At 39.2% G+C, this 23176-nt stretch carries 19 protein-coding genes; 12 read left to right on the top strand and 7 right to left on the bottom strand.

Annotation, left to right across the window (positions count from 1 at the left end):
* Positions 1–77 precede the first annotated feature (77 nt).
* Positions 78–2573: a hypothetical protein gene (locus tag OGI71_RS03550; RefSeq protein WP_282253919.1), complete on the bottom strand. Its 2496-nt coding sequence runs from the start codon at positions 2571–2573 to the stop codon at positions 78–80.
* A 207-nt stretch (positions 2574–2780) separates the two neighbouring features.
* Positions 2781–4748, bottom strand: coding sequence for a glycosyl hydrolase family 28-related protein (locus OGI71_RS03545; protein WP_282253918.1), 1968 nt, complete (start codon positions 4746–4748; stop codon positions 2781–2783).
* Positions 4749–5055: 307 nt separating this feature from the next.
* On the opposite strand from OGI71_RS03545, the gene OGI71_RS03540 reads away from it, so the two are divergent.
* Positions 5056–5688, top strand: a complete 633-nt coding sequence (locus OGI71_RS03540) for a hypothetical protein (RefSeq protein WP_282253917.1) — start codon at positions 5056–5058, stop codon at positions 5686–5688.
* A gap of 39 nt (positions 5689–5727) precedes the next feature.
* Here OGI71_RS03540 and OGI71_RS03535 read toward each other — a convergent pair whose 3' ends face one another.
* The 4 genes from OGI71_RS03535 to OGI71_RS03520 form a co-directional block, all read right to left on the bottom strand.
* A complete protein-coding gene (locus tag OGI71_RS03535) occupies positions 5728–6330 on the bottom strand; it encodes a hypothetical protein (protein ID WP_282253916.1) in 603 nt (200 codons plus the stop codon).
* Positions 6331–6595: 265 nt separating this feature from the next.
* On the bottom strand, positions 6596–8386 hold the full coding sequence (locus tag OGI71_RS03530) for a hypothetical protein (RefSeq protein ID WP_282253915.1): 1791 nt from the start codon (positions 8384–8386) through the stop codon (positions 6596–6598).
* A gap of 556 nt (positions 8387–8942) precedes the next feature.
* The gene (locus tag OGI71_RS03525; protein ID WP_282253914.1) at positions 8943–9692 is read right to left on the bottom strand and encodes a hypothetical protein; all 750 of its coding nucleotides are present in this window, start codon (positions 9690–9692) and stop codon (positions 8943–8945) included.
* A 2-nt stretch (positions 9693–9694) separates the two neighbouring features.
* The gene (locus tag OGI71_RS03520; RefSeq protein ID WP_282253913.1) at positions 9695–10393 is read right to left on the bottom strand and encodes a hypothetical protein; all 699 of its coding nucleotides are present in this window, start codon (positions 10391–10393) and stop codon (positions 9695–9697) included.
* A gap of 616 nt (positions 10394–11009) precedes the next feature.
* Between OGI71_RS03520 and OGI71_RS03515 the strand changes: the two genes are divergently transcribed.
* Positions 11010–11531: an O-acetyl-ADP-ribose deacetylase gene (locus OGI71_RS03515; protein WP_282253912.1), complete on the top strand. Its 522-nt coding sequence runs from the start codon at positions 11010–11012 to the stop codon at positions 11529–11531.
* A 246-nt stretch (positions 11532–11777) separates the two neighbouring features.
* Positions 11778–12380, top strand: a complete 603-nt coding sequence (locus OGI71_RS03510) for a hypothetical protein (protein ID WP_282253911.1) — start codon at positions 11778–11780, stop codon at positions 12378–12380.
* 239 nt (positions 12381–12619) lie between these two features.
* Here the strand turns inward: OGI71_RS03510 and OGI71_RS03505 are convergent, their stop codons facing one another.
* The gene (locus OGI71_RS03505; protein ID WP_282253910.1) at positions 12620–12991 is read right to left on the bottom strand and encodes a hypothetical protein; all 372 of its coding nucleotides are present in this window, start codon (positions 12989–12991) and stop codon (positions 12620–12622) included.
* 1356 nt (positions 12992–14347) lie between these two features.
* Between OGI71_RS03505 and OGI71_RS03500 the strand changes: the two genes are divergently transcribed.
* The 9 genes from OGI71_RS03500 (at position 14348) to OGI71_RS03460 (ending at position 23130) form a co-directional block, all read left to right on the top strand.
* A complete protein-coding gene (locus OGI71_RS03500) occupies positions 14348–15763 on the top strand; it encodes an aldehyde dehydrogenase family protein (RefSeq protein WP_282253909.1) in 1416 nt (471 codons plus the stop codon).
* Positions 15764–15768: 5 nt separating this feature from the next.
* Positions 15769–16593, top strand: a complete 825-nt coding sequence (locus tag OGI71_RS03495) for an AraC family transcriptional regulator (protein ID WP_282253908.1) — start codon at positions 15769–15771, stop codon at positions 16591–16593.
* 17 nt (positions 16594–16610) lie between these two features.
* Entirely contained in the window at positions 16611–17408 is a 798-nt protein-coding gene (locus tag OGI71_RS03490) for an SDR family NAD(P)-dependent oxidoreductase (RefSeq protein ID WP_282253907.1), read from the top strand.
* A gap of 341 nt (positions 17409–17749) precedes the next feature.
* Complete coding sequence (locus OGI71_RS03485) at positions 17750–19039, top strand: epoxide hydrolase family protein (protein WP_282253906.1); 1290 nt, start codon at positions 17750–17752, stop codon at positions 19037–19039.
* Positions 19040–19196: 157 nt separating this feature from the next.
* Entirely contained in the window at positions 19197–19658 is a 462-nt protein-coding gene (locus tag OGI71_RS03480) for a protein-disulfide reductase DsbD domain-containing protein (protein ID WP_282253905.1), read from the top strand.
* Between the two features lie 56 nt (positions 19659–19714).
* Complete coding sequence (locus OGI71_RS03475) at positions 19715–20488, top strand: DUF1223 domain-containing protein (RefSeq protein WP_282253904.1); 774 nt, start codon at positions 19715–19717, stop codon at positions 20486–20488.
* Between the two features lie 125 nt (positions 20489–20613).
* Positions 20614–21651: a heme-binding domain-containing protein gene (locus OGI71_RS03470; RefSeq protein ID WP_282253903.1), complete on the top strand. Its 1038-nt coding sequence runs from the start codon at positions 20614–20616 to the stop codon at positions 21649–21651.
* On the top strand, positions 21617–22051 hold the full coding sequence (locus tag OGI71_RS03465; RefSeq protein ID WP_282253902.1) for a hypothetical protein: 435 nt from the start codon (positions 21617–21619) through the stop codon (positions 22049–22051). Before OGI71_RS03470 ends, OGI71_RS03465 begins: the two co-directional genes overlap by 35 nt.
* Positions 22052–22095: 44 nt before the next feature.
* Positions 22096–23130: an alpha/beta hydrolase gene (locus OGI71_RS03460; RefSeq protein WP_282253901.1), complete on the top strand. Its 1035-nt coding sequence runs from the start codon at positions 22096–22098 to the stop codon at positions 23128–23130.
* Positions 23131–23176: the final 46 nt, after the last annotated feature.

The following is a 23176-nucleotide window of genomic DNA, read 5'->3' as shown; positions in this document are numbered from 1 at the left end:
AAGCTTGTGCGGACACTCCAAATAAAAAAGCTTCCCTCTTTTAAAAGAAGGAAGCTAACTAACCAATCAGCAAAAGATCAGATTGCAAGTATTCCTGCAATTCGCAGTTTAGTTTTTAGATCTCTTAATTCAGTCAATATAGCTTGAACTTCCGACGGGGTATAAGTATTACTGGGAGCTGCTGCTATATCCGGCGAAGCGGCAGATTGCTTACCATCGACCCAAATAGAGCCATTCCACCATACTGGTCTATTCAATGTGGTATCAAAATACTCTTGCCCTACAAGTGAAGTAATTGGTCGTTGTAATGTCGTTCCTCTAGCATTATAAGAGTCCGTTTGATTGAATACATTGTAAACCCTCGTATTAGGCTGGCCACCTAAAAGTTCTACGCTATAAGGTGTACCATTGCCCACAATTTCTGAAATGGTATTGCCGCTACTCCCTGAACCCAAGCTGACAACCGGATAGTCACCCGTACCTCTAGAAAATACATTACATATCTTACTATTAATAATTCGATTGGTTTTGACAACTGGGTTATCTAAAGCAGTTTGTGTCATATTAAAAATATCTGATAAAAAAATCCCAGTTTTTGCGAAATTACTTTCTAGCGTATTGATATAAATACCGGACTCCGACTCCAATTTAATATTTGTTATATGCAAAAAGCTACCTTCGAAAATAATAGCCGCTCTTAACGGAGGAGTAAGATGAGCTGCATATTTATAGGTTACATTTTGAACCTTTACTCTATCCCGATTAAAATTGACAAGCTCTTTTCTTTCATTTTTACTTAAATCTGAGCCAACAATATCTGGATTGAAGTAACTTGTTGAAATACCTCGAATATCAATGGTGATATTTGTAGCCTCTGGAGTAAACGTCGAAGAGCCACTGCTGGTAAAAACTGGAACGGTGTCTCTGTTTGATGAGTTATCACCTAAATCCAGGATATGGTTGAATTTTCTCCAGGTTATATTTGCGGAATTACCAAGCGGATTGGTAGAACCTAAAAAATTAGGATTATCAATTGTAATATGTAAACCATCGATATTAAACATTCCGCCATCAACTCTAACATCACAATTTTTAGTTCTGAAGTTCTTTATGAATACTTCATTTTCTTGCCAACCAAAGGCGGCATTAAGTGCTTGAACTGAATTTCGGGCAGGATCTGCTTCTATATAGATGTTCTCCATTACGATATTTCTTGCAATCTTAGCATAGCCGTTATTTGACAAAATGCCTCTTCTAAATAGATTTTTAACAACAATATCTTTTATTAATATGTTACGGATTTCGCTACCCTCCGATTGGAAAGAAGGGTTAATCTCATAAAAAACTTCACAACCATCCACGATTACGTCTTCCAATACGATATCTCCCCCATCATCACTCTGAAAAGCTATCTGCAGGTTCGTCCCATTACCATAGTATCTAACTCCCGTCACACTGGTGCCTTTGTTAATTTTAATAAGCGAAATCATCTGGTATTGGAGACTGTCAACTTCAACGGATATGTTATTAATTTTCACGTTCCCCATGTAACTTACTTTGATGGCTCTTTTTCCGACATTCTTAAAATAGCAATTATCTATATTTACATCGCAGTTTTGGGCTTTACCACCGCCATAAAACCTGATTCCATCAGCATCATTATAAGAAGTGTATGCACTTTGGGATAATCCGTTATCTAACTTGGTTATGATGTCGGAAAATTTACAATTTGAAATATTTCCCGTTACAAAATCAGTTTGATCTTTAGCATTGGGATGAGCCGCATCAACCCTAGGATCACTGATATAGATACCACCACAAAATCCTTTTAAACTTCCCGCATTAGGACCTGTATTATCATTTTTAATATTGGAGAATAGACACTGATCAATAAGAAAATTACTCACTCCATAAGGACTGATCATTATACCATATTGCTGATCACTACTTGTGCCAGCTTTTATACCCAAAGCACTTTTAAAAACACAGTCAATAATCCGTGGATTTTTAATATTGTCGGTTAAATGGACAAAGCAGTCCTTCAATTGTTTCTCCTTGGCGTCAAATGTTACGCCTTGAATAGAGAAATCATCAGCCTCAACGCTTATAAATTTAGCGTTATGATCTCCGGTAAATTCAAATATCACATCATCTCCTGTAATTTTTGTCCCTAATTTTAATACGTTGAGTGTGGAAGAAATGGTATATCTACCACTAAATTTAAAGGTTGTATTTTGGGCTTGTGCTATTAAAAGGCTCTTAATTTCATCTGTGTAATCGTCGGTCTCGTTTCCTATAATTCCAAAATAAGAAACATGAATAAATTTCTTGAAATCATGAATTAACTTAATACCTCCCGTTTCAACTACACTTCCATCATCCTTTGGTCCAGGATCTGGATCTGTCAATGGATTAACATAGTAGTAAATAATCGGCGCTGGGGTATCTCCTTTTTTGTGATAACCTAATAGTTGAACGCCGTCATACGTTCCGGCTTGTAGCGCTGTAATTTCAGCAGCAGATAATGCTTTCATATCCGCCATCGTCTCTTTAATTAAAAATTGATTTGCCATATTCTTTTGTTTTTATGTGTATAGCAAAAGTATGGCTGCTATGGAGGCTATCCGAGGAAAACAAGAGGTATGTAAGCGGTATCGGGGCGATACCGAAAAGTAGGAAACACTGACCATTTTTGATAGTATGATTTTAAAAAACAAATGCGGTATCTTTTAGAATACCGCATTTGTTAACTTGTATTTTTGTTATATAGTAAAAAACACCTAACTGGCTAATATACCTGCATTTCTGAGTTTTGTTTTTAGGTCTCTCAATTCCGTTAAGATTGCCTGCACCTCTGATTGGGTATAAGTGACACCAGGATCTGCTGCGGCGTTATCAGTAGCAACAGCTTGACTCATTGGAACGAACGGTAACCATCCTGTATTACTAGAGCCATTATCTTTTATAAAAATACTATCTGACGAAGAAGTAGCTGAATTGTTGATGTAAAGACTTCCAACCTTCGCTGTAATTACCCCTTCAGGAGATCCATTTCCTCCCATAACTTCACTGCCATTACTAGCACCTAAAACTAAGGCCCCTTTGAAATAGGACTTGCGTTGACTTTCAGAATATATGTTCCAGTTTCCGGCTGGAACCGTCCCACTCTGTGCATCGATCATTATGTTGGCATTTGCAACTCCTCCGATATTAGACTCTACAATATAATTTGACGCGAATTTCTGAACGCTAGCCGAAGTGCCTTTTACTGCAACACCCGTATAATTGGAGACCAATAGTGGATAGGACTCATTATTGTCTGAAACAACTGATTGCACAAAATGATTCACATTTCGGACCGAATCAGCCTTAGTGAATGAAGCGATATTCTCAACGGCAGTTTTTACAGTGTCTGGTAGAAATCCGACGATTGACAAGAGTTTTCCGGGCTGGACAGTATTGCCATTAAGCGCAAATAGACCGTCCTTACTTACAAAAGCATTTTTCAGATCTCGGACCAGTACACCAGTATTAACTCGCTTGATCTGCCATGGTCCTTCGCTACTCAGATTTGATAGATCTACAATACCACCATTTAAAGGAATATTTACGGCATATCCTGTGTTTGCTTCTCCAGATCTTGCATAACCGGAGATAGTAATATTATGTGATTGGTTTACGATGATACCGTGAACTTCTCCATTAATTATTGACAAAAGGGAGGTCACATTTAACGCAACTCCTCTACAGGCGGATAGAAAAATATTTCCTGATTTATTCTCTTCACAACCACAACAATAAAGGGAGTGTCCGAGGCCTTCTTGAAGGTGATACCCATAGCCTACATTGGAATCTGACGCACACCCCACCAGAGAAATATAGGCGCCTTTGATGATTCTAACTCCATCTCCACCATTTATACTGGTATAGCAATTGTATAAGGTCAATGAAGTGCTACTCGCTGAGTTATTTCCGATTGTCATCGGTATATAGATACCGTGTCTAATGCATTTTGATACAAATACATTCTTGATGGATGAACCTACAAGGGCTACTGCTGTAATACCATCGTAAGTACCCTCTATATATACGTTATCAACCATAAGCTTCATGCTATATACAGTGGTCGAACCATAATCAAGCATAATAGCCGCTCCATTTGTGGCAGTAACAGTTTTGTCCTGCCATATGGATAAATCGCTAATTTTAATCTCATCTTGTATGTACCGTCCCTCATCGCTGTACTTTATTACGGAGTCTGGAGTGAAAGATAAAAGTTGCGTAGACTCCATGGACGCTCCTTTTATATTTAATCCTCGTTTAAGCATAATGGTGCTCGAAACCTTATAGCGACCTCTTGGAATCTGAATATTAAAACCATTAGCGAATCCTTTTGGGCTTATTACCCCCGAGTCCTCGCTATTTATGGGAGCGTAATCAATCGTGCTCTGAATAGCTGAGGTATCATCGTGTGTGCCGTCACCCTTGGCACCGAAATATCTGACATTGAGTTCATCTATAAATTCATGTTCTAGTTTAATACCTCCGGTTTCAATAATACTCCCGCCATCGTCGTCATCTAGTGTAGTGCTCAAAAAATAAACAATAGGCGCTGGGGTATCTCCCTTCTCATAATAGCCCAGCAGCTGTACTCCTGTAAAACATCCACTTTGTAATGCCGTAATTTCACAAACAGAAAGGCTCCGCATATCTGCCATTGTGTTCTTAATTAAAAATTGACTTGTCATATTCTTTTGTTTTTATGTATAAAGCAAAAGTATGGTTGCGAACTTGCCTATCTGAGGAAAAGAAGTAGTATGTAAGCGGTATGTGGGAGATACCGAAAAGTGTGACGGTTTTGTTATCCAAATAGGGGCTGATAACACAACATGCACTTAAATAGTGCAAAACCTTACAGCGATCAAAAAAGGACTATCAAGCCAGTACAACTATTCGCCTAAGCACTCTATTATATTTGGAATACGGAGACACTTATCTAAATTTGATTTGTAAATAAAAACCTGTAAATTCAATGGGAATTAACCTCTTTCCATTATGCAAAGCAACAATTGGTTCAACCTGTTTAAATACATCCGGCGAAAAAGAATATTTTTGTTAATTACGCTATTAACTATTTTTCATAATACAAGCTTTGCGCAAAAAGATCCGCAGCTCAGGGAAGCACTGTCTATTATGACAAAAGCATCTATTTCCGGAGATATCGAAGGTATTTTAAGTCAAACATCACCCCGCATAATTGAAAGCATGGGCGGGATAGATCAGGCAACAAAACTGACCAAAGAACTCTATTCTTCTCTTATAAAATACGGTGTTAAAATTGATTCCATGATCAATTATGTCGATATGGATGTCTCAAAAATTGATGGGATAGCGTATTGCTTTATTCCTCAAGTATTGGTAATGTCTATGCCTGAAAAAGGCAAAATGGCAATCACTTCAGCTTACTTATTAGCGTTAAAAGAGGACGAAACCAAAAAATGGACTTTTATTAATTTCAATAAAATGGATCAGGAAAACATCAATTTGTTTCTTCCTGAATTTAATGGCAAGATTTCTCTTCCTCCGGGTCTGGAAAAAAAAACATTAGTCGTGCAGAAAGAAGAAGTAGCTAATACTGTCGATCATCTAATGAAACTTATAGATGAATCTGTCAAAAAACACGACTAGTTTTGAGTCATTTGATCTTCAGGGCGCCGCACATAAGCATTACCAAACTGCAACCCAATAAATTATATCTTTCTCCAATTTATTGACAGCAACACCATAAGTAATACCATGTTTCCAATTAAATGGCATTGATGCATTTTCGCCAAGAATTTCATTTTTAAACTGTCTTTCCTTATTGTCAGTATGGATAATATAAAATTCATAATTAGGATCAGCATATATCCCTTTTTTATAACTGATAAAATTTGGAACAGGAGCATCGCCTTGTAAATTAGCGCTGTCAATCTTCGGAAATTCACTAAAGCCTTCTATGATCTTTTCATTTCTATTGATGATTAAAAGATTTTTATCGCTCCCGCTATAATACTTAGTATCTTTCAACCTATTAAGTAATTTACTGATATCTTTTTCACTTACGTTGTGTTCAACCAGGTATAGATTGAGATTATTATTTTCGATCCCTTCATTATAAATGATATCCACCTCACTTCCTAATCGCTGAGGGAAATGATCTGTAGATTCCTTCGGAAAATTCATCTTATGCTCAGCCAAAATCTGAGTGCTCTTGAAATCAATATAATTCCTTCCATCGCAAGAACAGAAGAATAAAAATACAATAAGGCAGTTCCATATTCTCAGCATAATTAATAATGATTTGAGGACTTTGCTAAATCAAAAAATGCATCGTATTTTGTGCTTTCCCCTCAGCAATTACATGGTATCAATATACAATATATTTACCTTAACTTTAGTATGAATACATCATGCAGTATTCAGGTAGAATACTGCATGATTATTTTTACCTCAATTAGTCGAAACTCGATTGCCAAAGCACCCGTATTCCTCAACTTTGTGGTTAGATCCAATATCCTTGCGAATATTCCATATCTCTAGCGGCTCAACATCGTTAACTTGATTGTTGACCACTCGCTCGATCGGACTGTAACTTCGTATTGAGCTGAGCCTTCAACTCGTTGATCAGATCGACTGCCTGATTGTATTTGGATTTCAGGTCATTCACCAGGGCTACGGAAGTAGCTAAATCAGCAGCATCATTAAGAACTGATTTTGTACTATTGCTCGCGCCTACATTGGCTACCGCAGTAGATTGTGAGACAATGCCTTTAACTGCCGTGGTGGCGAGATTATTGTCGTGAATAAGCCTACGTAAGGGCGACCAATCCGTTATCGCTCCGGTACCAAAAAGCTTTTTGGTAAAATATAGTTCATCCAGGGTATTGGCTTTTGAAAATATCCGAAAGGAACTTATGGAATTAGTATCATTGAAATTCCCTGTTCTGTCCACTCCCAATGCAACCCCCTGAATCGGCCAGAATGATGCTGTATCTTTAACAATAATCGGAGAAAATCCTCCTACTGGGTCAATGCTGTTGATTGGCGTAAGGATATCGTTTTTTTCCTTTACCTTATATGAATCGGCAGCGACTGTCCCATCGATTTCGATGTTTTGTTTTATAAATTCATGTGTATCATAATTCTCAACATTAACAAAGGATGTACGCTTCCCTAAATCAAAAATTCCTTTTGCGCCATTTATAAATCGGTTGTAGACGGAATTCTTGATTTCAATATATCGCGCTCCATCTTGTATTTCAATCCGCCCTATCATTGCTCCCTGGACTGAAATCTGCTTAGCTGTACTGCCTATACGCAGGATATTTCCAAAGTAACAATTGGTATAGGTGCTATAGCTGGAACTATCGGAAACATCGACAGGATTGGCCTCCAGTCCGACACCGATAAAGGTATTTACCTTACAATCCTTACCAACAACGATACCATATACGCTATTGGCTTCTGAACTACCGCCAATGAAGGTATTTTCATCGGCGTGGGACATCAACACACCAATGCTCAAACCTTCAAAATAGTTTTGATAAAACGTGTTGTTAGTGCTGTTACCCGCAGTGATACTACCACGCTGTCCCAATCCGATAAATATTCCCGTATAGGGAACACTTGTCATTGGCGTGAGATACTTGTTACATCCACAGCCCAAAAACTGTGTCAGCTGTACGGACGCGAGGTACCAACCATATCCATCACTGCTACTCTTGCCATCACCTACCCACACATTGGAGAACTTACTCCGTGCAATGCCTCTGAGGTATAAGGTAATGGTGGTGTTGGCATTTCCGGAGAAAACGATATCGCTGATGGTGATATTGTTGATAAACTGGGTCGTTTCGGTACCACCTTTAAATGCATCAATCTCAAAAGCATTGTCTGCAGATCCTGTAAACTTTAATATAGTACCTTTTCCCTGCCCTCTGAGTTTAGCCCCTTCGAAAACAAAGTTTATCGGCTGACTATAGGCGATCGTTCCGATGGGCAAAACCCCTTCTAGCGTTTTGTTTTCCTTTAGATAGTCAAAAAACACAGCCAATCTCGCTGCATTATCAGTAAGTGAGGCACTGACACCGAAATAAAGTGCATTGACATCTTCGATAAATTGATGTTCCAGTTTAACGCCTCCGGTTTCAACAATACTCCCGCCATTGTCTACCAGTAAAGTTGTACTCAGTGAGTAAATAATGGGTGCTGGGGTATCTCCTTTCTCATAATACCCTAATAGTTGCACTCCTGCACAGCATCCGCTCTGTAATGCCAAGATTTCACAAGCAGATAAGCCTCGCATATCCGCCATCTTGTCTTTAATTAAAAATTGATTTGCCATATTTTTTTGTTTTTATGTATATAGCAAAAGTATGGCTGCTATGGAGGCTATCCGAGGAAAACAAGCGGTATGTAAGCGGTATTAGGGAGATACCGAAAAGTCTATTTGTTTCTTGTTATTCATGGTAGTAAAAGACGAAGTCCTAAAACAAAGAAGCTTCCCTCTACCAGTTAGAGGAAAGCTTTTTGACATCATTTCCTAGAAAAAGTTGATCAAATCCTGACTATAAAAAAGATCTGTCCCTTATCTTACTATCTTACCCATTTAATTTACCTTAAACACCTACATTGTTGGAGATTTTCATACGATCTTGTAGTACGCCGTTCTGTATCGTTATTTTATTGCCAACGGCATCCTCAAAATCTGCATAGCATAAACTGCATTCCGCGAGAGGTATTGATCTTATCAATCTTTAAATTGTTAACTGTAATTCGATTGGAATAAGTCGCCAAAACTCCGGTACTCTGACTATTGCCAAGCTAATAATAAAGATGCCTGTTTATAGAACAGGCATCCGTACAGGATAGTGACCCTAATTTTTGAAAGAGCACAATATCTATTTCTTTTGCCATTGCTTAAAATAGCTTATTATATTTTGATCATTTGAAGATAAATCATGGCTAACTTTGCAAAAAATTTGGACCTTGCTCTGCTCATTTTTATATTTTGATAGAATTTCCAACGACATACATGTCCCTTTGAATTTAAGGTCTAAATCTTCGCTTATTGGATGAATGTTTATCTTATTAAACATCAACTGATCCATCGTGATACGGTATTCCGTTTCCACACCATCCTTATTCTTTAGAAGTCTAAGTAATTTTCTAGTCTGTCCTTCCACCACTGTGTCTCCGGAAAGCTTAAAATCTGCTATAAAAGGTGCAATAGGACTTATGTTTCTTTCAAATAAAAAGCCGTTCTTTTTATCTGATCTAGGAATTTCTTTAATAAAATTGTGCTTTGCGTCAAAAGTGTAAGCTTTATTGGTATTCACCGAGGATACAAAGTAGCCGGCAAGTGAATCTGATGAAAACGAATTTTCTGTATCGATCTCTTTTTTCTGGTCATGATAAACATTCATCTTTATATGATTTTGCTTGATCAAATATGGTTCTATAATAATAGTGTCAAATCCCCAAAGAAATGTATTAAATGGGGATAGATTATTTACCCGCATCGTTACAGTCAACTTATAGTCAGCAACTTGCCCCGAAACACCTTTAGTCTGAGAACTTTGGCATGCAAGAGCAAAAATCGTAGTCACCGTCAATGTTAGGCAAATGAAAAAGTTATTAATAAAATACATGTTTAATACTCTTTAGCCGTTATCACACAATAATTTCCAGTAGTCCATGACCAGCCCATTGAAACACTTCCTAATACTCTAACAATACAATTGCGAGTTTCATAAGTCAAATTATCGGCAGTTGGATAAATATCGACCAGATTTTCACTCCAAGAAACAGGCAGGGGAATAAACCCTGTTCCTTTTATGTATGATCCCAAATGTGCAATTGCATGAATATATGTTTTGCTCCATGTACCATATTTTCTTAGCGTTATCGTTTCTTCTGAAAAAACATTCCAGAGACCTGCCCGATTGGTTAGAACTGTCCATTTGACGTTAGCGTCATAGCTGGGTGTCATAGAGGAAAGACCATCCAGCATAGCGGAAGCGTCATAGGCATCGAATTTTTTCCAATCTTCAGCACTAGGTTCTGCCTTTTTGCTTGAGAATGCTTTTTTTGGGATAATGTTATCAGGAAGATAAGCATTTATAGTATCCTGCTTTTTATCTAATCCAAATGAGTAATATAATATCTTGGAGCCTGTTTCTTTATTTTTCTGTTCAAAAAATTTTTGTACTGCCAAATTATCATCATTTATTCCAGCTGTTTTTTTGAAAGCTTCGTATTCATTTAGCTGTTTCTCTTTTGTAGGGGTAAAATCGCTCTTGTTACAACTCAAGACAAGAGTTGTTAACACCAGAATTAGTAGTTTTTTCATATAATTTATTGTTTTTGGGAAGTAATTTGATATTTAATTATTTAGTAAAATTTATTTGCTGATAAAATTAAATCGGCCAAATGCAGCCATATTTGTATCCGTTCGACCTCCTTTTATCTTTTTAAGTAGGATAAGTATGTAAATACTACCAACCAATGGTAAGAATATGATAGCCAACACATACGAGAGGAAATTGAATGGTCGTAGTTTACGCCTATTCGAAATCAATAAAAACAGAGAAATTAATTTCAGTAAAAACTCCAACAAAAATAGAAGTTGCCATAAGAGTAGTCCTAATAACATAAATCAGTTTAAAAATGTAATTGATAATAGTTTTATATTAAGGTAAACGGTTATATCACTAAGTTGTCCCTAAAATTATTATATTATTTTTCTGCGTTCGAAAAATGCGTTATCCTTCAAACACAATCACAAATTCAATAAGAAAAACAAAAGAAAAAAGACGTATCTTTCTTTAGTGGAAATACAACCTAGTACTCTCCTATTCCATTCATGAATGGGAACCCTGGATTGAATTGCCAGGAATTTTTAAAAAAAAAGCCATGAGATCCATCGGCTATGTCGGTGCAAGTGTCCTCATATTATGCTATACCCAATGAACAAAATAGTAAACGTTATTAAAGGAGATATCACTAAGATCGAAGTCGATGCAATCGTAAACGCTGCAAATAGCTCCTTACTTGGTGGTGGCGGTGTAGATGGTGCCATTCACCGAGCAGGCGGGCCAGCTATTCTGGAAGAATGCCGAATGATAGTAGCTAGACAAGGGGGCTGCAAAACTGGTGAAGCGGTTATCACCACAGCTGGCAATCTAGACGCTAAATATGTCATCCACACGGTCGGCCCAGTTTGGAATGGCGGCCAAAAGAATGAAGAGAACCTCCTAGCAAACTGTTACTTCAACTCTCTTAGACAGGCTGTGGATAATGGCTGTACAACAATTGCTTTTCCGAATATCAGTACAGGTATATACAGGTTCCCTAAGGAATTGGCTGCCCAAATATCGATGAACGCGATAAATCAGTTTCTTGAATCAAATACAACAATCAAACGAATTATAATAGTTTGTTTTGATGATGAAAATTTCCAGCTATTACAACGATTATCTTGCCAATAAACCTATGCTTTTACCGTCAAAATGAAAGCATCTTATCATGAGTAACGGTATTCGCCCCAGGAACCACCTCTTTGATTTTTGAATTAGTTTTAAGTGATAAAAAAAGTGACACCGTCTTAGATTCTAAAAATTGCTTCCCTCTAACCGGCTGAGGGAAGCAATTTGGTTACTTTGTCGGTTTTACTAGCTGCGATATGGAATCTGCAGAAAAATAGTTAAATTGGATGTGATCATTTTAATTAAACAATGAAAACGGCGGCATTTTTTTACGTTTTATCGGCTGGCGAACAGCAGAACTTTCCCACTGAAGAATTCAGCAATGAGGATACGCTAAACTATTTACTGGACCATCAATTTTTATTACAGATTGACTGGAAGGGTGAAGCCTATTTAAATGAAATAGGCAGTTTCTTACAGCACCGGGCAATTGCTTTTAACCCAGAAGCTACATTCGATTTTACAGCTGCTTATAAGATGGCAAATGATCAGGCGGCTACACCCGGAGATTTCGTTCCTTCTCTTCTGAAAGCATCAAATCATGAACTTAAAAACAAGGGTTTGGAAATAGTGCAACTTGATTTAGGTAACGATAGCTATTACGTAGCTGTCATGGAAAAGAGCAACAGCAAGCAGATCAAAAAAGCAAGCGATAAGTTTTGGCAGTTCAAACCCTGGGGAAGCCAAACCGGAGAGGTTCTTTATACTGTATGCTGTAGCTGCGGAAGTATGAATGTGTGGCAGTTGAAAATGGGCGAGTCACTTACCGATGACACTTGTCAGGAATGTGGTACCATAATTTTCGATAGCGAAGGTAATTCAATTTTCAAGGTTAGTAAAGATTATATTTAACACTTACAAAAAAGGTCGAGCCCTTCAAACTCGACCTTTCAATTAAAACTAATCCTTACCCACATTTCTCTTAATCTTCCCAATGAACTAAATCATAAGGATAATATTGCAGTTCTTTACAACTACCATCATCCAGGCTTAATATTTTAACCAAAGTCCCGCTTTCAAAGCTCCAATATCCTGTGTAAATGTTCTAAATTAGCCTCCTTTACTATTAATTTAGTAAGCATGGTTCGCGTTTAATAAAGAAAACTAGCTTGTTCTTTAATAGGTTTTAAATTTTGTCTGTCAAGTTGATATTTGTCCCCAACAATTTTGTAACTCATATTGAAAAGTTGACTTTTTTTAACACCCTTTAAAAAGCGCTGGATTTCAAGTCTCGAATTCTTTGCATCATTAGAAATGATGAAAACCAAGTCAATATCAGTTTCACTTTCCTTCAATTGAGCCTGGATGCTGTCAATCGAAATCTCTTTGTTTTCAAAATTATAAAAGTTTGTATCTACGCCATTGTTAGACATTGTCATTGCAAAGGGATATAGGTTTTCGCTTTGATTTAGTGTAAATTCTGCGTGGTCAAGCGAAAACTGTAAAGACATAAATTGATCCATATCGTTGACCGATGATCTCTGCGTTGTCCGTCTTTTCTGATTTTTTTTGATCAAATAAAAGAAAACGAGGACAACTACGAGTATACTTATTATTGTTAAGATTTCACGCATGGGATTTTGTCAGTTTAATGGGTTTCCAAATTTACAGTTAATGTTTTGGGCCTTCCTTAGGCTGGCGATTTTAGTCAAAAGCTGATATACTTTGGTATTTATTTAATTAAAATTTTCTTACAGCTAAAATACAAATAAGCTTAGCATTAAAGTCCGCCATTCACAATTCGTAGGGGTTTATTTATTATTCGTTTTATTTTTCTGACTTTTTCATCTTAAATAGTATCGACTACAAATTCATTATTAGCTGCATTAACGCTTGTGGAGTATTATTCGACAGCTACAATAGTTACCGGAATATTGTTGAAAACTGAAAAGGTATGACTAACTTGATCGTTACTTTAAAAAGAGCAACTCATAGATACTAACCAGTTCCATCCTTTGTCGGATAGTTGGAACATTAATAATTCTTTTCAACGTTTTAATTACTTATGGAGATGTTTATTTGCTCTATCGATACAATTTTTGCAAGGGTTGTTATTGGTATGCGATGGAATATGAATCTATACTTTATTTCCGAATTTCTATCGGCGCAATTGGTGTATTGTTAGGGTTTCTATTGATAAGTCTAAAAATTAGACATTGGCTCATTGTTTTGATTATCTATGCTCTAATTTTTAAAGCTCTATTTGAGGCGGAAAAGATTATTTATAACATAGAGACCAGCCGCCAGCAGTGATCGTGACGAATTGAAACGAGGGCTGCTGGCGGCTGATTTGTTAATATACTTGTGATCTTCGAAAAACCGGAAAGATCCAGAAAGATTAAGCTTGTTGACCACTAGCTCTAAAAACTAAATGTCAAAGTATTCTTTACTAAATTCACGAATGCTACATGTGCTTAAAATTTCATTTTGCAAAAAATGTTCAGCAGTCTGTTCTATATTGTTTTGATAAGGTCGAAGGATCTCTTAAAAATAGGTTGTCCGGGTTCCAATACCTTCATTACTTTGAGAAACGAATATCTTCATTGTCTTTGATGGCACCTTTCATTTTCTGGACAATAGCAAGCTACGATGTGTCGGATTTTATCGAAGAGACCGCAAAGGGAAAATTTATTCCCCAGGGTATGGTAAAAAAACGCGGAAATACTCCACCAAAAATCATACTGTATAGACGGAGAACCAAATAGTTGAGCCTTTCAACAAAGTAATCTGGGCTTTTTAACAAACCTTCAAAGACGGCAGCGAAGTAATTTTGTGTCAATAATAACGATGCTCTTGAGCTAAGTTTAAAAGACAACAAAATGAAAATAATCAACCAGCATTACGTCGATGGTCAATTTCGGCCTTCGACAGGCACCGAGAAGATGGATATCATTAATCCTTCGGATGAAAGCCTCATCGGCCATGTCGTATTGGGCAATAAGCAGGATATGGAGGCTGCAATAGTTGCTGCATCAGCAGCTTTACCTTCTTTTTCACAAACAAGCAGAGCACAGCGCATGGATTACCTACAGCAATTACATGATGCCCTGATGGAGTGCCTCGACGATCTACAAGAAGTAACCACTACAGAGTATGGTGCAACGGTACAACGGTCCCGCTGGTCAAACCAGTATGCCGCAGAGACTTTCCTCTACTTCAAGGAAATCCTTAAGGATTTTTCTTTCGAACGCCGCATAGGTCAGTCAGCAGTCACTATGGTGCCTATTGGCGTAACGGGGATCATGACGGCCTGGAATGCCAATTCGGGTTCCATATGTGTAAAACTCGCGGCGGCAATTGCTGCTGGCTGTACCGTAGTAATCAAACCCAGTGAAATGAGTGCGATTCAATCGCAGGTTCTGGCAGAATGCTTCGACCGGGCAGGACTTCCAGCCGGCGTAATCAATATGGTGCATGGACGCGGAGATATTTTGGGAACGGTATTGTCTACCCACCCTGCTGTGGCCAAAATTCTGTTCACAGGTTCTACAGTGGTTGGGAAGATCATTGCCCGTAATGCAGTGGACACGATGAAGCGCGTCACGCTGGAACTAAGCGGTAAATCACCCAATATCATTCTTGATGATGCAGATCTCAAAACTGCAATACCAATGGCGGTAAATGCGGCCTTCATGAATAGTGGTCAGGCCTGTATTGCTGGCACACGACTGCTGGTGCCGGAAGCTGTCCTGCCAGAGGTTAAAGCTGTCTTGCTGAGAACCATGGCTACACAAAAAGTTGGTGATCCAAGAGATGAGCAGACGGTCATTGGGCCGATGGCCAGTCAGAAACAGTTTGACCGGATACAGCATTTCATCAGGCGGGGTATCGACGAGGGCGCGGAACTTTTAGTTGGTGGTCTGGGTAAGCCGGATGGATTACAGAACGGATTTTACGTCAAACCCACTATATTTACAGGTGTAAGTAATGAAATGGCGATTGCGCAGGAAGAAATTTTCGGGCCTGTATTATCCGTTATTACCTACAAAACAGAGGAAGAAGCTGTTGCCATTGCCAACGATACCATATATGGACTGCATGCCTATGTAAGCAGTTCAGACATGGCGCGGGCGCAGCGAGTGGCTGCACAGATCAATGCGGGCAGAGTAGCGATCAACACGATCTATCACGATGCGCTGGCACCATTCGGCGGATTTAAACAATCGGGCTTGGGCAGAGAAGGCGGCTTATATGGCCTCGAAGAACAATTAGAACCAAAAGTAATCATAAGCTAATCGCTATGGAATGCAAAAATGATATTTCCGAAAAAGCTAAAGATGCCGCTACAGGCCCCAAAATAGTGCTAAATACGTATTCCGGCAATACGATCGAAGGCGAAGCTTTTGTAGCAGATCATATCTTCAGTTATATTCTACAGGGGAAACAGGATGTCTGGCTCGCTGATCAAAAGCATTCCTATCGGGAAGGTGACTTCCGCTTTTTTCGACGCAACCAGCTGACCAAATACGTGAAAAGCACCACCAATGGAAGTTTCAAGTCTATAGCAGTGCATATCGATCAGTGCACTTTAAAGGAAATGAGCGAGCAGTACGGACTGAAAGCCGATAGCATAATTAATCCTCATGCCGCACTTCTTATCCAGCCAGGTGCATTGCTGAAAGGTTTTGTAGATTCCTTGGTTCCTTATCTGCAACAACAAATGGATGACCGCATTGTGGCGCTAAAAGCCAGAGAGCTTGTTTTACTACTTATTCAGCATAATCCGGCATTTAAAAATGTGTTGTTTGATTTTAATGAACCGGGAAAGATCGACCTCGAAGCTTTTATGAACAGCCATTACCGCTACAATGTACCAATGAAACGTTTTGCTTTTCTTACGGGACGCAGCCTTTCGGGTTTTAAGCGCGATTTTGAAAAGCAGTTTCATACCAGCCCGGGCAGATGGTTGTTGCAGAAGCGTCTGGATACAGCCCGCTTCTTGATTGAACAGCAAAAAGAGAAACCTTCCGATGTATACTTGGATCTGGGTTTTGAGGATCTCTCCCACTTTTCCTTCGCATACAAAAAGGAATTTGGTTATGCGCCAAATAAAAAACATTTATAACATAAAAATCAATTAAAATGGACATAAAATTAAAGGGTAAACGTGCCCTGGTAACCGGATCTAGTTCCGGATTGGGCGAAGCCATTGCTAAAATGCTCGCAAGTGAAGGCGCCATGGTAATAATACATGGACGTAACCTTAAACGTGCTGAAGATGTAGCTGCGGAGATTAACGCTTCCGGCGGATCTGCGGCAATAGCGATCGGAGACCTTGCGACAGATGAAGGCGCAGATGCAGTAGCAGCAGCAGCACTCTCATCCGGACCGGTGGATATACTGGTTAATAATGCCGGAATTACTTCGCACAAATCATGGGGCGAAGCAAGTACCGAAGACTGGTTAGCGTTATACAATACCAATGTGGTTTCATATGTACGTATGATACAGCGCATCGTTCCACAGATGAAGGAGCGAGGTTGGGGCAGGTTAATACATATTGGTGGAGGATTGGCCATACAGCCCATAAAGGAACAGCCACATTATAATGCTACCCTTGCCGCACGACATAATATGTCTGTATCGCTCGCAAGGCAACTTAAGGAGACGGGTATCACTTCTAATATCGTATCTCCTGGAGCCATCATCAATCCAATGGTAGAACAATGGCTCGAGCAGGCAGCGCCTAAATTTGGCTGGGGAACGGATATGGAGGAGATTAAGTACAAAGCAGTTCAGGAGCTTATCCCTAATGATACCGGAAGGTTTGGTGCACCTGAAGAAATTGCGGGTGCCGTTGTCTACCTCTGTAGTCGTTTTGCTGACTATATCAGCGGTTCTGTACTACGGGTCGACGGAGGTACAATCCGTTGTTTATAAAATCAGACCGACAAAGTGAAACAGCGGTTTATTTACTGCTGTTTTCTATTTTTGAAACTTTTTGCTTTCATAATAAAGCTTCTGCGCTGTAGACCAATATGACATCTCCCCCAACTTTCAATGGAAGATGAGCTAATCAATAAAGTTATAAGCTAATGCTATTATTATTTATATTATTCAGAACATGACCTACGATAGCGTCATCTTTTTCGCGGATTAAAATAACCAACTCGACAGCTATTATGTCCACTTGAACCGATTGTTTCTTTCTATCGCCTTTGGCCTGGTCTACATTTGTCTCAACAAAAAGAAATCAGAACAAAAATTTAAAACAAGAAACAATGAAAACAAAACTTACAACGGTTCTTTTAGCAGCAGCATGCTCTCTAAGTATACCTACCATTTCCAGTGCTCAAAATAACAAAACAACCAGTACTGTTTCAAAAACAGACACTAGTATCCGGCCATTTAAGATCAACATTCCACAGTCAAAGCTTGACGAGCTCAAACGACGTATCGCGGAAACTCGTTTTCCCGATAAAGAAACTGTGAATGATGAATCTCAAGGCATTCAATTAGCACAGTTGAAGGAACTGGTAACGTATTGGGGAAAAGGATATGACTGGCGAAAGCTAGAAAAAAAATTAAATGCTCTTCCGCAATACATAACAAAAATTGATGGTTTGGATATCCAATTCATTCATGTTCGCTCAAAAGAATCCAATGCACTTCCGGTAGTCCTTACCCACGGTTGGCCAGGGTCACCACTAGAATTCATAGATGCCATTGGCCCGCTGACTGACCCTGTAAAATATGGTGGAAAAGCGGAAGATGCGTTCGATGTGATTATCCCTGCAATTCCGGGATATGGCTTTTCGGAAATCCCCAAAGAAATAGGCTGGAATCCAGACCGTGTAGCCAAAGCTTGGGATGTATTGGTAAAACGCCTTGGCTACACAAAATATGTTTCGGAAGGCGGTGATCATGGTTCAGTGATCTCCGATGCGCTGGCACGACAGGCTCCAGCCGGGCTTCTTGGAATACACCTTACGATGCCCGCAACAATTCCCGCTGAATTAGTAAAACCGATTAACGCTGGTGACCCTACTCCTATTGGACTTTCAGAAGACGAAGCTAAAGCATATAATTCTCTAAGTACATTCTTTGGAAGAAATGCAGCTTATGGTGGAATGATGGTGACAAGACCACAGACAACAGGTTATCTTCTGTCTGATTCTCCGAGTGCACTTGCAGCATTCTTGTACGAAAAAATTGCAGAATGGACAGAAAGTGACCTACAACCAGAAAAAGTCATCCATAGAGATGCAATCCTGGATGATATTACACTTTATTGGTTGACGAATACTGGGGCTTCCTCTTCACGTTTCTATTGGGAAAATAATAACAATAACTTCAGTTCAGATCATCAAAAAACAAAGACTATAAAAGTTCCTGTGGCTATTTCCGTATTCCCACATGAAATCTACCAGGCACCTGAAAGCTGGTCAAAAGCCGCTTATCCCACGATGTATTATTATCATAAAGCGAAAAAAGGAGGGCACTTTGCTGCATGGGAGCAACCTCAGATTTTTACGGAAGAGCTTAGGGCTGCATTCAAATCACTTAGATAATATGGTTTAAGGTTTCAACAAATTGGAAAAGGGCGGTCATTTCGCTGTTTGGGAGCAAGCGGAACGCTTTACAATAAAAATGAGAAATGCTTTCAGATCATTAAGATCAAATCTGCCTAACAAAACAACTTTTTTAACAATTTAAAAGAACAAGAAAATGAACAAGCTAGCAATTTTAATGTTCGCAGTCCTTATGATATTCTGCGGTTATTCCAAAGGCCAGACCTCCAATGGTCAGGTAACATGGGAATGTATACTCAAAAGAAAATCCCCTGAAGAAGGTGAAATTTCCATGAAAGCAAAAATACCCCAAGGATGGCATATGTATGCACTGGGTAATAGCTTCAAAAGCCCCATAAAAATGAACTTTAAATTCCTGCCTGATAAATCTTATGAACTGGTAGGGAAAGTGAGCCAACCCACACCACTCCGAAAGTTTGAAAAAGTATTGGGTATTCCTGTAACCTATTTCGAGAACGATGTTGAGTTTAGTCAAAGAATCAAAATAAAAGGAAAGAACGGTACGATCAGGGGGACAATTCAGTTTATGCAATGCAGTGATGAAATCTGTATCCCACCCCAAGACTTCGGTTTCGCCCTCAAAATCTTTAGTTTATAGTTGACAAACCAACATCCTTAATTCATCTTTTCATCAATAAAATAAAAATAAACAGCATGAAATCTATTAAAGAGATATTATACGTCTTAAGTCTACCTTTGATCATCACACTGATTATGGCTTTCAAAGGATTTGCAGATGACCAGAAATTGGAAAATATCAAAGCAAAAAACTCGGGTAAAAGTTTCGCCGTCGTCGAACTATTCACTTCCGAGGGTTGCTGGAGCTGTCCTCCGGCAGACGAACTGATCGCTAGGCTCGAAAAGGATAACGAAAACAAGAAACTTTTTATTCTGGCTTACCACGTAGATTATTGGGATCATCAGGGATGGAAAGACCGTTTCAGCAAAGCTAAGTTCACCGAAAGACAGAAACAATATGCAACGTGGATGAACCTAGGTACGTTATACACGCCTCAGATGGTAATCAATGGTAAGACAGAAACAGTGGGCTCCGAATCCACTAAAGTATTGCGCAGCATTCAGTCGGCAATGCTGGATACCCATTCGGAAAACCTGGTTGTAAAAATGGAACAATCCAAAGGTAAATCTATTCAGATCAGCTACACTTCAACATCAGCATCGAAAAACTCTACAATCATCATGGCACTAGTTCAAAAGAAAGCCTCCTCGCAGGTCTCAGCAGGTGAAAACGCTGGAAAAGCGCTATCGCATGTACAAATTGTCCGGGACTTGCAAAGCCGTACACTTCAAGCCAATGACAGCTTCTCATTCAAACTTCCAGATACCAAAGAAGATTGGGAAATTATCGCTTTTGAACAGAACCAAAATTCTGGAGAAATCATTGATGCGACCAGCTTAAACTTATAAGGATACACTGTCCAGCTCAACACCAAAAATTCTTTATTCAACTTTCAATATGTCCGGTTCAACGCCTTTGATCTTTTCGGCTGGCATTGTTTACTATAATTTTATCAAAACAAAAGAGAAATATCATGAAGCACGTAAAACAAATAAGAATATTACCCATTGTCATACTCTGTATCTTAGCAGGTTTTATAGCCTTACAGTTTTTCAATGCGCCGATCGAACAAAGACCGGTAACCGGTCCTATGAAAAATGTACCTAAAGAGGTAACTCAGGTTTTAGAACGTTCCTGCTATGACTGTCATTCAAATGCACAACATCTCACTTTCTTAGATAAACTCGCTCCAATTTCCTGGATCGTCAACAAAGATATCAGGAGAGCCCGTGAAGTAATGAATTTTTCGGAATGGGACAAATTATCCGAAGCTGAGCAAAAGGGGAAATTCTACGCAATATTCAATATGGTTCGTGCCGAGAAGATGCCTCTTCCCTCCTATGCCATGACACATCCAGGAGCTAAACTCTCACCAAATGAGATCGAGACCATAAAGCAGTTTGCTTTGTCTCTTTCAAAAAAAGACAGTTTTATTCCTGCACATACAACAATAAGCCCTGTGAAAGCTGGTCCTAAAGTAGAACATTTGACTACCGCCATACAATCTGGAGTTCCAGTTTCTCCCAATGGGATCAGCTACAATGCCGAATTCAAAAATTGGAAAGTGATCGGCATGAGCACACTCATTGACAACAGCATACGGGTAATCTACGGTAATGACATCGCTGTAAAAGCGATTCAGGAGGAAAATTTTCATCCATGGCCTGATGGAAGCGCAGTAGCAAAGGCAGTTTTCAAACAGACAAAAAAAGCAAATGGTGAAATTGTACCGGGTGACTTTGTGAACATGCAATACATGGTCAAAGACGGGAAAGAATATACAGAAACTGAAGGCTGGGGATTTGCAAAATTCAATGGACAGGAATTGAAACCAACAGGAAAAACTGCATTGTTCGCACAGCAGTCATGTATCAGTTGCCACAGGCAGCTAGCAGAATCGACAGGCTATCTTTTCAATGTACCACCAAAAGTAAATTCCAGGAAATTAATTGAACAATATTTAAAAACCGCTCAAAATGAAAAAAGTCTTATACATACTTCTATTCAGTAGTTTAATTTTTGGCTCATGTGCCAAGAATCCTGAAAAAGAAACTGGAAAAATCCGCTTTATGTTTGATTCGGGAAGTCTGAAGTTTATTTCATCTTCTTTTAATCAAACCCTACAGACCATGTCTGCGCTGTATGGCAATCAAAAGGGAATTTCAGCACTGGAAACCAAAAAAGGAATTATAGGAGTAGAGCTTAAGCTCGTGACCTATAAGATGCAAGATGACCCAAATTATTTTGGAAGTAAGGTCAATGGTGAGTTGTTAAGTGTCGAGACCGTTAAAAGCAATCAAATGGGAAATCTCGACTACGGAATCGAATTCGGAAAGGTTTCTTCGGATGAATCCAGCAAGCAGCGCATCAGTTCGATCCTTGATTATCAGCCCCTAAAATTACCTCAGTAATTCTCCAACGCTTAAAAATTTAAATCCATTTAAATATTGACACAATGAATATGCAACTAAATACAATGACAAAGATGCTCACATTTTTCATCATCATGATGATGGGAGCAGGAATCTCCAAACTGAATGCACAAACGTCGGTTAATGAAAAGAAGAGCGAAACAGAAGATATGATAAATTTCCAGCAGACTAAAACTGTCCAAGCGGGGCTCCTAAACGTAGGATATGCTGAAATAGGCCCAAGAAACGGTAAGCCGGTAATCCTTCTTCATGGATGGCCATACGATATCCACAGCTTTGAACAGTCCTCCGCTATCCTCGCCAAAAAGGGATACCGTGTACTGGTACCTTACCTGCGGGGGTACGGAACCACAACATTTCTTTCTGCCAAAACTATGCGAAACGGGCAACAGTCTGCGGTCGCACTTGATATCATCAAATTTATGGATGCACTGAAAATTAAAAAGGCGGTCATCGGTGGGTTCGACTGGGGAGCCAGAACCGCGGATATTATCGCAGCATTGTGGCCTGAACGTTGTTCGGCGTTGGTCGCTGTAAGTGGATATCTTATTGGTAGCCCCAAAGCGAACGAAACCCCGCTTCCACCAAATGCCGAATTTTTATGGTGGTATCAATATTATTTCTCCACTGAAAGGGGCTATAAAGGCTACAAAGCAAATACACAGGAATTCAATAAACTGATCTGGAAAACAGCTTCACCAAAATGGAACTTTGATGACCAGACCTATAAACGTTCCTCAAAGTCATTCGAGAACCCGGATCATACGGATATTGTCATCCATAATTACCGTTGGCGGTTGGGATTGGCCAAAGGCGAAAAACAATACGACGACCTGGAAGACAGACTGGCAAAAGCTCCAGATATTACAGTTCCCACAGTGACCCTTGAAGGAGATGCAAATGGGGCAGCCTTTCCGCCGCCAGCAAGCTATGCATCAAAATATAAAGGTAAGTATAAGCATCATACTTTAAATGGTGGTGTTGGCCATAACCTACCTCAGGAAGCACCGGAGGCTTTCGCCGACGCGATCATTGAAGCCGACATAATGGCACAGTAAACAACGATTATTCATCATAACAGTATAAAATAATTTTAATAACACG

This window comes from Sphingobacterium sp. ML3W (assembly GCF_029542085.1).
Classification (GTDB): domain Bacteria; phylum Bacteroidota; class Bacteroidia; order Sphingobacteriales; family Sphingobacteriaceae; genus Sphingobacterium.
Note: the sequence above shows the minus strand (reverse complement) of the source record. Positions and strands in the feature narration are given on the sequence as shown.